This window comes from Limosilactobacillus sp. C0001E2, assembly GCF_056590915.1.
In genome coordinates, this window is the sequence record NZ_JBWPXC010000001.1 from 431,008 (window position 1) to 440,822 (window position 9,815).

8 protein-coding genes and 4 tRNA genes are annotated in these 9,815 nt (G+C 41.0%); 1 reads left to right on the top strand and 11 read right to left on the bottom strand.

What is annotated here, in order from left to right; all coding sequences use genetic code 11:
* Window positions 1–112 precede the first annotated feature (112 nt).
* From sufB to AC1EKL_RS02205, 7 genes are all read right to left on the bottom strand, one after another.
* The gene (gene sufB, locus AC1EKL_RS02175) at window positions 113–1,534 is read right to left on the bottom strand and encodes a Fe-S cluster assembly protein SufB (RefSeq protein ID WP_480189307.1); all 1,422 of its coding nucleotides are present in this window, start codon (window positions 1,532–1,534) and stop codon (window positions 113–115) included.
* Window positions 1,534–2,685, bottom strand: coding sequence for a SufB/SufD family protein (locus AC1EKL_RS02180; protein ID WP_480189308.1), 1,152 nt, complete (start codon window positions 2,683–2,685; stop codon window positions 1,534–1,536). The genes sufB and AC1EKL_RS02180 overlap by 1 nt, the downstream gene beginning before the upstream one ends.
* Window positions 2,682–3,449: a Fe-S cluster assembly ATPase SufC gene (gene sufC / locus AC1EKL_RS02185; protein ID WP_480189309.1), complete on the bottom strand. Its 768-nt coding sequence runs from the start codon at window positions 3,447–3,449 to the stop codon at window positions 2,682–2,684. Before sufC ends, AC1EKL_RS02180 begins: the two co-directional genes overlap by 4 nt.
* Before the next feature lie 14 nt (window positions 3,450–3,463).
* The gene (gene nrdG, locus AC1EKL_RS02190; protein ID WP_480189310.1) at window positions 3,464–4,051 is read right to left on the bottom strand and encodes an anaerobic ribonucleoside-triphosphate reductase activating protein; all 588 of its coding nucleotides are present in this window, start codon (window positions 4,049–4,051) and stop codon (window positions 3,464–3,466) included.
* Between the two features lie 12 nt (window positions 4,052–4,063).
* Window positions 4,064–6,301 (bottom strand): anaerobic ribonucleoside-triphosphate reductase, encoded by a 2,238-nt coding sequence (gene nrdD / locus AC1EKL_RS02195; RefSeq protein WP_480189311.1) that lies wholly within the window; start codon window positions 6,299–6,301, stop codon window positions 4,064–4,066.
* 384 nt (window positions 6,302–6,685) lie between these two features.
* Complete coding sequence (locus AC1EKL_RS02200; protein ID WP_050755741.1) at window positions 6,686–7,378, bottom strand: amino acid ABC transporter permease; 693 nt, start codon at window positions 7,376–7,378, stop codon at window positions 6,686–6,688.
* A gap of 30 nt (window positions 7,379–7,408) precedes the next feature.
* Window positions 7,409–8,233 (bottom strand): transporter substrate-binding domain-containing protein, encoded by an 825-nt coding sequence (locus tag AC1EKL_RS02205; RefSeq protein ID WP_040455698.1) that lies wholly within the window; start codon window positions 8,231–8,233, stop codon window positions 7,409–7,411.
* 226 nt (window positions 8,234–8,459) lie between these two features.
* Between AC1EKL_RS02205 and AC1EKL_RS02210 the strand changes: the two genes are divergently transcribed.
* Complete coding sequence (locus AC1EKL_RS02210; protein ID WP_480189312.1) at window positions 8,460–9,185, top strand: potassium channel family protein; 726 nt, start codon at window positions 8,460–8,462, stop codon at window positions 9,183–9,185.
* 147 nt (window positions 9,186–9,332) lie between these two features.
* Here the strand turns inward: AC1EKL_RS02210 and AC1EKL_RS02215 are convergent.
* The 4 genes from AC1EKL_RS02215 to AC1EKL_RS02230 form a co-directional block, all read right to left on the bottom strand.
* Window positions 9,333–9,417, bottom strand: a tRNA-Leu gene (locus tag AC1EKL_RS02215).
* An 18-nt stretch (window positions 9,418–9,435) separates the two neighbouring features.
* Window positions 9,436–9,506, bottom strand: a tRNA-Cys gene (locus tag AC1EKL_RS02220).
* Window positions 9,507–9,569: 63 nt separating this feature from the next.
* Window positions 9,570–9,644: transfer RNA gene (locus tag AC1EKL_RS02225), tRNA-His, on the bottom strand.
* Window positions 9,645–9,661: 17 nt separating this feature from the next.
* Window positions 9,662–9,732: transfer RNA gene (locus AC1EKL_RS02230), tRNA-Trp, on the bottom strand.
* Window positions 9,733–9,815: the final 83 nt, after the last annotated feature.

Consider the following 9,815-nt stretch of genomic DNA (forward strand, 5'->3'; position numbering starts at 1 on the left):
CCTTAAATAAATTTCAAGGATGAGTTTATCACGAACTGAATATAGTGTAAATTACCTATTGTTCGGAAAACGCCCGAATCTCTTGTGAGACCGGGCGTTATTTTTTTACTTTTTAACCAACGGAACCTTCCATTTGAAAATCAATCAGTCGATTCAGTTCGACCGCATATTCCATCGGTAATTGTTTGGTAAATGGTTCAATGAATCCCATAACAATCATCTTAGTAGCTTCTTCTTCAGATAATCCACGACTCATTAAATAGTAAAGTTCTTCTTCTGAAACCTTGGAGACTTTGGCTTCGTGTTCCATTGCGACGTCACCAACCGCAACTTTATTTAGCGGAATGGTATCGCTTGAGGAATCATCATCCATGATGATGGTGTCACACTCAACATGTGAACTAGATCCATGAGCATTTTCATCCATTTTGACTTCACCACGGTAATCACAAACACCACCAGCCCGACACAAGGACTTTGAAATAATGGTTGAGCTGGTTTCTGGAGCTTGGTGAATCATTCTGGCACCAGTATCTTGATCCACTACTTTACCGTTGGCAAAGGCAATCGATAACATCGTCCCCTTCGCTCCACGACCACGTAAGTAAACACTTGGATACTTCATTGTTACTTTAGAACCAAGATTTCCATCGACCCATTCCATAACAGCATTTTCATCCGCCACTGCCCGCTTGGTTTCCAGCGAATAAACGTTAGGCGACCAGTTTTGAATGGTTGTATAACGGCAAAAGCCTCGTGGTTTTACAAAGACTTCGACAACGGCCGCATGAAGGCTATCTTCAGAATAAACTGGAGCCGTGCAGCCTTCAACATAGTTCACACTCGCGTCTTCATCAACTACAATCAGCGTCCGTTCAAACTGTCCCGTATTTTCCGCGTTGATCCTAAAGAAACTCTGCAGCGGTTTATCAGCATGAACACCCTTTGGAACGTAAATAAAGGTTCCACCAGACCAGACTGCGGTGTTGAGCGCCGCAAAAATATTGTCATCAGGATGTACCAACTGGGCAAAATACTTTTTAACAATTTCTGGATACTTTTGGACTGCGGTATCAGTGTCCATAAAGAGGATCCCATGACTCGCTAAGTCCCGTTTTAAATTAGCGTAAACAACCTCCGACTCGTACTGAGCGGTAGCTCCTGCTAGGTATTGGCGTTCGGCCTCCGGAACTCCCATCTTTTCAAAGGTGGTTTTCATTTCCTCTGGCACGTCTGACCAGGAACGAGCCACATGATCAGTTGGTCGTTGAAAATACCTAAGCTGTGATAAATCTAATTTTGTTAAATCTGGTCCAAAGTTCGGCAGCTTCATCTTTAAATACTGATGATAGGCATTTAATCGAATATTTAACATCCATTCTGGCTCATGTTTACGCCGTGAAATTTCACGAACCGTCTCTTCTGTTAAACCAACCCCCGTGGAAAAGATCGGCTTAATATCATCATGAAAGCCGTATTCATAATGTTCTTTTGAAAATTGCTGAATTGCTTTTTTATCATCTTCTTGACTCATTACTGAACCTCCAATCGTTCCAGCAATTCATTAATGGTTTGGTCACGAAGTTGCTGATCTGGAAACTTTTCAATTACCGGTAATAAAAAGCCCTTTGTCAACAAAATTTCTGCTTCCATTAAAGTTAAACCGCGGGATTGTAAATAATATAACTGATCTGGGTTAACTTGGCCGATACTTGCCGCATGACCAGCATTAACATCATTATCTTCAATCAATAAGACCGGATCAGCTTCACCATGACTCGCTGCCGTTAGCGTTAATAGGCGACTCTCTTGGTTAGAAGCAGACTGGTGCGCCCCTTGATAAATCTTACCTACAGCATGGAAGTTCAGGATTGCCTGATCTTTAACCACCCCGTTTTGTAAGATTTCACCATCAGTATGTAGGCCATGATTATCAATCCTGGTATGAATATCCTGCACCTGATCGTGGGTCGCAATTCCAACCATTTTAAAATTAGCATGACTCCCGTCGCCATCCAAGTTTGCGTGATAATCAGCATCAAGATGGTGACGATCAAAAAAGGCACTGTAAATATTGAGTAAACTATCCCCTGCCTGATAGGCACGGACACTTTCCCAATTATGGTCTGCAGTAAACGTGTTTGATTGATAGTAATTGACTTGCGCACTGTCACCAAGTAATAATTCGGTTCCTAAATAGCTTGGTTGTTGATCACTAGCAACTTCATTTTCAATAATTGTCACTTGCGAATTAGCCCCCACAATGATGAGGTTGTGGTAATTGCATCCTGAAACAGTTGTATGCAATTCAATTGGCTGATCAACAACCGTGTTATTCGGCACATAAATGAACCGACCACCATTTAAAAACGCTAGATGGAAAGCATTTAATTGGTCGGCTTGCCAATTAATCGCCTTCTCCATTAAATTTTCCTGTACTAGCTCTGGATATTGTTGGGCTGCAATAAAAATGGGCAAGTTAACGTACCCATCAGGCGTGGTCGTTACCTGCTCATCATCAATCTCTAGTTGCGGATTTTGGAGCCACTTCTTTAAAACCATTTGTTGGGAATCGGTCACCGGGAGTTTTTGAGCCATCATCAGCGCTAATTGACGTTTTTTCCGTAACCAATCTGGTTGACCATGGGTGGCTGCTTGAACTTGATCTAATAACTCTGGTTTCATTCGTGAACGCCATCCTTACTCATTTGTTCAAACTTAGCATAACCGCCCTTTTCAAGTTCATCCGCTAATTCCGGACCGCCGCTTTGCACGACCCGCCCATCAACCATCACATGAATGCGGTCAGGTTTAACATATTCAAGCAAACGCTCATAGTGCGTAATCAGGAGCGCACTAAATTGTGGAGTTCGCATATGGTTAATGCCGTTCGCAACTATCCGTAATGCGTCAATATCAAGTCCAGAATCAATTTCATCTAAAATGGCTAATTTCGGCTTGAGCATCATCATTTGTAAGACCTCATTCCGCTTTTTTTCACCACCAGAAAACCCGACATTTAAATAACGGTCGGTAATATCATCCGGCATCTTGAGTAATTGTTTTGCTTCATTCAGTTGTTGGAGAAACTCTAACACCGGTACCGTTTGTCCTTCTGGTTGTGTAGCATTCATTGCTTGACGAATAAAGTCAATATTCTTTACTCCAGGAATTTCAGCCGGATACTGCATTCCTAAAAAGAGACCAAGTTGTGCCCGTTCCGTGACGGATTTACTTAAAACATCTTCACCGTCAAAAGTAACGGTCCCTGCAGTAACTTCATAAGCAGGATAACCCATAATCGTGGAGACCAGTGTTGACTTACCATTCCCGTTTGGCCCCATAATGGCATGCACTTCACCAGTGGGAACGGTTAAATCAACGCCCTTTAGAATTTCTTCACCGGTTTCCTTCACAATTGCATGTAAGTTTTTTACTACTAACGTCATTTTTTCACCCTTAACTAATGAACGAGCTTATCCCAAATAATGACTTTGTTGGCTCGTAATGATTTTTGCACGTCGATAATGCGTTGATTAGCGCTGCCCCGGAATTGTAACGTCAAGTCTTTTTGATCTTCCAAGAACCGCCCGTCAACTAAAATATCAATATTGCTCAGCATTTCTAGTTTATCATAGGATTCTTGCTGGAGTTCTTCCCAAGTATACCCGGACCAGGACCAAATATCTTTGGTATGTCCGTACTCTTTACGCAAGCGTTTAATTAGTTTTAAACAAACCTGCGTATTCAAGAATGGTTCACCACCTAACAAGGTTAACCCTTGCACGTAGTCATGACCTAAATCCGTCATGATTTTGTCTTCAAGTTCCTGAGTATACGGTTGTCCATAATGAAAATTTTGAGCGGCTTTGTTATAACATCCAGGGCAATTAAATAGACAGCCACTGACGTAGATACTGCACCGGACACCTTCACCATCAACAAAGTTGAATGGCTTATAATCAGCAACATACTGCAGAGAATGATCCGCTGCTAACCATTCCTTAGGACGTGGATTTTTGGGTAGACGATGTTGATGCCGTTCCCCCATATCGATCCCTCCTTAGATTTGGTCACCATTAAATTTGGCTCGGTGTTCTTTGGTATCCATTTGCCGTTGGGTTTCAAATTGCGCCGCAGATTTGATCATCCGTGGATCCATATGCTTAACACGATGAATGATTTCCTCATGCCGGCCATGCACCATTGGACGTTGTTGAGGGTTCCCTAAATAACCACAGGTCCGCTTAACAACATCACAGGTTGCCGGGTCGTGGTTACCACATTGTGGACACTTAAAGCCGCGGGCAGTTGCCTCAAATTCACCCTTGAAGCCACACTTGAAACATTGGTCAATCGACGTATTCGTACCTAAATAACCAACGTGATCGTAAGCCCAATCCCAAACTGCTTCGAGGGCTTTTGGATTTTGCCGTAAGTTTGGATATTCACAGTAGTGAATAAAACCACCAGCAGCGTATTTAGGAAATGCTTCCTCAAACTCTAGTTTTTCAAATGGGGTTGGATGCTTCCGCACATCATAGTGGAAACTATTCGTGTAATATTCCTTATCTGTGACGTCCTCTACACGACCAAATTTCTTTAAATCATCCTGACAGAATGTATCAGTCAACGATTCAGCTGGTGTGGAATACAGGCTAAAATGATAACCTTCTTCATCTTCCCACTTTGCACAAAGGTCATGCATTTGTTTGACAATTGAAACAGCAAAGTCATGGGCCTCTTTATTGTGTTCCCACTTTGGCCCATAGAACGTCGTGCAAACTTCATATAACCCAATGTAGCCTAATGATACAGTTGCCCGGCTGTTCTTGAATACTTCGTCAACACTATCCGTTTTCTTGAGACGTTTGCCAAAAGCTCCATACATATACAATAATGGCGCGTTTTCTGGCTTAGCTTGCTTGGTTCGTTTAATTCGATAATCTAAGGCAATCTTACAGATCCGCATCTTTTCTTGGAAAATTTGCCAAAAGAGTTTTTTATCACCATGGGCTTCCAACGCAATTCGTGGCAAATTAACGGTTACTACCCCTAAGTTCATTCGTCCAGAATTAACTTCTTTACCGGTTTCTGGATCTTGCCAACCTTGAAGAAATGAACGGCATCCCATCGGGGTCTTAAATGAACCAGTAATTTCCTTAATCTTGTCATACATTAACAAATCAGGGTACATCCGCTTAGTTGAACATTCCAAAGCTAGTTGTTTAATATCATAATTTGGATCCCCGGGATTTAAGTTAAGTCCCCGTTTTAACGTAAAAATCAATTTAGGGAAAATGGCAGTCCGGTGTTCTTTACCAAGACCCTTAATCCGAATCTTCAGAATAGATTTTTGGATTTCCCGAGCAATCCAGGAAGTCCCCAGGCCAAAATTAATCGTCGTAAATGGTGTCTGTCCTTGCGAAGAGTACAAAGTGTTAATTTCATACTCTAGCGCCTGCATCGCATCATAAATATCCTTCTTGGTCTTAGTTTTAGCGTATTCTTCACGCTTTTCTGGTGCAACCCATTGTTCAGCATCTCGTAAATGCTTTTCATAATTAATCTTGGCATATGGTTCGAGAAGTTGATCGATCCGGTTAGCAGAACAACCACCATATTGTAATGAAGCAACGTTAGCAATAATTTGCGACATTTGAGCCGTTGCGGTCTGAATTGACCGTGGTGAGGACACCCAAGCGTTCCCAATCTTGAACCCATTCTTGAACATCTCATCAAAGTCGATTAGACAACAATTGGTTTCTGGTGTGACTGGAGAGTAATCAAGGTCATGCCAGTGAATATCACCACGCAGGTGGGCCTTGGCAACTATTTGCGGTAACATCCGTAAGCCAAGTGCCCGACTAACCATACCGGCCTCTAAATCACGTTGCGTATTAAAGACCTTGGAATCCTTATTAGCGTTTTCGTGAACTACTCGCGAATTACGGTCAGACAGCTGATCCAACTTATACATCGGGTTAGTTGCTTCAGCAAAGGCCCGATCATCCTGCTTCCGATAGTTAATGAAAGCCATTGCGAATTCGTTATGACCAGCGGCACGAAAACCATCGATCATGGCTTGGGCAATTTCGATTGTCATGACACGATCCTTCCCCGCTAAGGCCTTTACTAATTCTTCGTACACTTTGGCTTGAGTTGCCCAGTCTACATGAAGTTCACGCATAATTAAATCTAATTTATAGGAATAAAACGGTGTGATGGTCCCATCACGCTTAATAACATTAACATCCTGTAATACTGCTAATGGATGCTGAGTTGTGGTTTTGATTTTCATAGATAATATCCCCTTTGGAGTTAACATTATCTATCTTAAATGAAAAAAGATTGAACACAACATCTTGAAACTATTGACATTCAAAACACAATATGTAGTGGCGATAAACGTCAGATTGATATTTTTTTATTTAGATCATTTCCTATGATCACATGCTTAATTTGGTTAACAAGCAGGTAGGATAGCAATTAGCCATATCCGGTTCCCGATAATTGTCTAAGAACAATTTGGTAAGTTCCGTTTTTTATTAATCAATTGATATTTGTAAAATACAATTTAAAAGATTGTGTTGCATGATTTTTACATCATATCATCGCAATAATCAATCATAAAAACCGCGCCGTTACAATAACGACGCGGTTTTAGTAAAGGATGAATTGTTAACTAATTACTTACCGTATACTTTTGACTCATCCGCTTTTCCAACCAATTTAGTAGTAAGGCCAGCGCTTGAGTAATAACAAAGTAAATCACGGCCGCAACAATCAGCGGTGGAATAAAGTTGTAGAGGGTCCCACCAACCCCTAAGGCTTCGGCAGTAACTTCTTGTACTCCAATATAGAACAGTACTGACGATTCCTTAATCAAAGTAATGAATTCGTTGCCCATTGCCGGGAGAGTGTTCCGCAATGCTTGTGGTAAAACAATTTCAAACAGGGTATCACGACGACTTAGCCCGAGTGAGAGCCCCGCTTCAGTTTGGCCGGCTGGAATTGAAATAATTCCAGAACGGAAGATTTCTGAAGTGTACGCCCCAGAATTTAATCCTAAGGCTAACGCACCAGGAATAATCCGGTCTAAGCCCGAACCAAGTACCTGGACTTGAGGAATCGGTAGCGTTTTAGACAAGATATAGTAAACCAGCAGAACTTGGATCATTGAAGGAGTTCCCCGGACGATTGACACATAAATGCCAGCGATCCAATTCAAAACTTTGATTTTTGACATCCGCATTAGGACCAGCAAAAGCCCAATTAAGAACCCGATAACGACCCCAATTACTGAAATAACTAACGTTAATTCTGACCCTTGTAAAAACATTGGCCAGTATTTACCGAGAAAACTAAATTCCATCATTTAACATCATCCTCTACTCTCTTTGATTGATTACTTCCCTGTTTGTTCCTGCAGGTCTTGGGCCTTTTGGAACATTTGATCTAATTGACCATTCTTTTGCATCTTAGTAATTTCCGCATTAACCTTCTTCTTCAACTTTGGTTCATTCTTTGGTAAGGCAATGCAAATTTCCCGTTGTGACTTTGGCACTGGTAACTTGACTGGCGCAATGGCGTAGTCGTTCGGGTACTTCTTAACATACTCTTCCGCAACCTTTTGGGCTAGGACAACACCGTCTAGTTTGCCACCCTTTAATTCAGTCGTCAGGCTGGTAACTAACCCTTCACTGACGATGTGGGCCTTAGTTTGGCTCTTACCAACGTTTTCCTGAATGGAACCTTGCTGAGCACCAAATGAAGCTCCCTTGGTACTTGCCTGCGTGGTGTACTTATTAGCATCGCTCTTTCTTACCAGCAGAGATTCAGATTCAGTGTAATATGGTTTGGAGAAGTCAACTGCTTTCCGCCGTTCTTTAGTAGCGGTCATTCCAGCCATGACCATCTGCACCTTATTATTTTGCAATTCACCAATTAATGATGAGAACTGCATGTTTTGTACCTTGAGCTTAACACCCATGTCTTTAGCGATTTGGTTAGCAACCATAATGTCAAATCCGTTGTAAGTTTTTTTGCCGTTCTTAACAACTGGAAATTCAAATGGTGCGAAGTCCGCTGAAGTCCCCATGGTCAATGTTTTTTCACTCTTAATCTTATTGTAAGCAGTGTTTTCTTTGGTTCCACATCCTGCTAAACCACCAGCAACCATTAAGGCAACGGCGCTTAAAGCAAGGATCTTTTTCCCTAATTTAAACTTCATAATTAATCCTCCATTACTTAGTAACTCAATGAATAATAATTGCATAACTTTTGAATACAACCAGTATAATACATGATTTATTCACGTAATGCAATGAAAAATGTAAAAAAATTCGAATCAATCTTAAAATAAGCTTCTTACGTGAATATATAAGCTTAAATTGTATAATTATAATCAAATAATCTGCGTATAATGAAAATGTTAATAAATAACTGGAGAATAAGTAATGAAAAGTTCTAATAAAAAATTGACCTTCTCACTTTGTTATGCCTGGGTAATGGTTATTTTAGCCCTAATTTCGATCTGCTTAATTATTTTAGATTACGCCAAAATGATTAGCCTTACTGACCAGCCATATTCATTAATTGACAATGGCATCTGGGTAATCTTTGTTGGTGATTATTGTATTCGTCTTCTTTTTGCTAATGATAAAAGAGCATTCCTAAAAACCAATATTTTTGATCTACTATCAATTGTTCCGGTCAGTGGATTATTTACCGTCTTCCGAATAAACCGAATTACACGTTTACTTCGCTTGTTGAGAATCATTCGGTTAGTGGGAATGACGGGGCGACTAAAGCATTTTCTCAAAGTAAATGGACTGATTTATTATCTGTACGTCAGTTGTGCCCTATTAATCATTAGTGCTTGCCTTTACAGTTTTGCTGAGCATACTAATTTAGAAAATGCACTTTGGTGGTCCATCACAACAGCCACTACCGTTGGCTATGGCGATATGACTCCACAAACTGGCTTAGGTCGAGTTGCAGCAATTATTTTAATGTTGGTTGGAATTGGTTTCGTTGGTATGCTCACCAGCAGCATCACAAATTTCTTTACCAATCAGGATCAAATTAATATGAGAAAAGAAATTCGATCCTTACATGAAGAGAATGACCAAATTATGGAAAAGTTAACTGAATTACAGTCGATGATGGAAAATGATGATTAGTGGTCGTTTTTGTGTACCAACTTTATTATTTAACATGATTTAGCTAAGTTATCCACAGATTTCGAAACAAAAACACCGTAACCCTATCACATCTAGGGTTACGGTGTTTTCTAGTTAAGATAAAACACTTACAAAAACTTATTAAAATGCCTCCGGTGGGGGTCGAACCCACACTCCCTCAACGGGAACTGGATTTTGAGTCCAGCGCGTCTGCCAATTCCGCCACAGAGGCATAAAAATCTTAACTAAAAGGTGGTAATCGGATTTGAACCGATGATAAAGGTTTTGCAGACCTCTGCCTTACCACTTGGCTATACCACCAAATAGAGTTTGAATGTTATTCAAACAATTAGACGCTGCGATCGGGCACCGTCTAACCAGAAGGGCGGTATGTGGGATTCGAACCCACGCGTGTCGGACCCACAAACCGATGTGTTAACCAAACTTCACCAATACCGCCAAAATATTCAATTGAGCAGGGATAGTAGGAATCGAACCCACAATGACGGTTTTGGAGACCGTAGTTATACCGTTTAACTATATCCCTATAAAGTGGAGGAGGGTGGATTCGAACCGCCGAACCCGAAGGAACGGTTTTACAGACCGTCGCGTTTAACCAGACTTCGCTAC

Excerpts from the sequence above, each read along its gene's own strand:
- sufB (WP_480189307.1), bottom strand. The coding sequence starts at position 1,534 with ATGAGTCAAGAAGATGATAAAAAAGCAATTCAGCAATTTTCAAAAGAA.
- AC1EKL_RS02180 (WP_480189308.1), bottom strand. The coding sequence starts at position 2,685 with ATGAAACCAGAGTTATTAGATCAAGTTCAAGCAGCCACCCATGGTCAA.
- sufC (WP_480189309.1), bottom strand. The coding sequence starts at position 3,449 with ATGACGTTAGTAGTAAAAAACTTACATGCAATTGTGAAGGAAACCGGT.
- nrdG (WP_480189310.1), bottom strand. The coding sequence starts at position 4,051 with ATGGGGGAACGGCATCAACATCGTCTACCCAAAAATCCACGTCCTAAG.
- nrdD (WP_480189311.1), bottom strand. The coding sequence starts at position 6,301 with ATGAAAATCAAAACCACAACTCAGCATCCATTAGCAGTATTACAGGAT.
- AC1EKL_RS02200 (WP_050755741.1), bottom strand. The coding sequence starts at position 7,378 with ATGATGGAATTTAGTTTTCTCGGTAAATACTGGCCAATGTTTTTACAA.
- AC1EKL_RS02205 (WP_040455698.1), bottom strand. The coding sequence starts at position 8,233 with ATGAAGTTTAAATTAGGGAAAAAGATCCTTGCTTTAAGCGCCGTTGCC.
- AC1EKL_RS02210 (WP_480189312.1), top strand. The coding sequence starts at position 8,460 with ATGAAAAGTTCTAATAAAAAATTGACCTTCTCACTTTGTTATGCCTGG.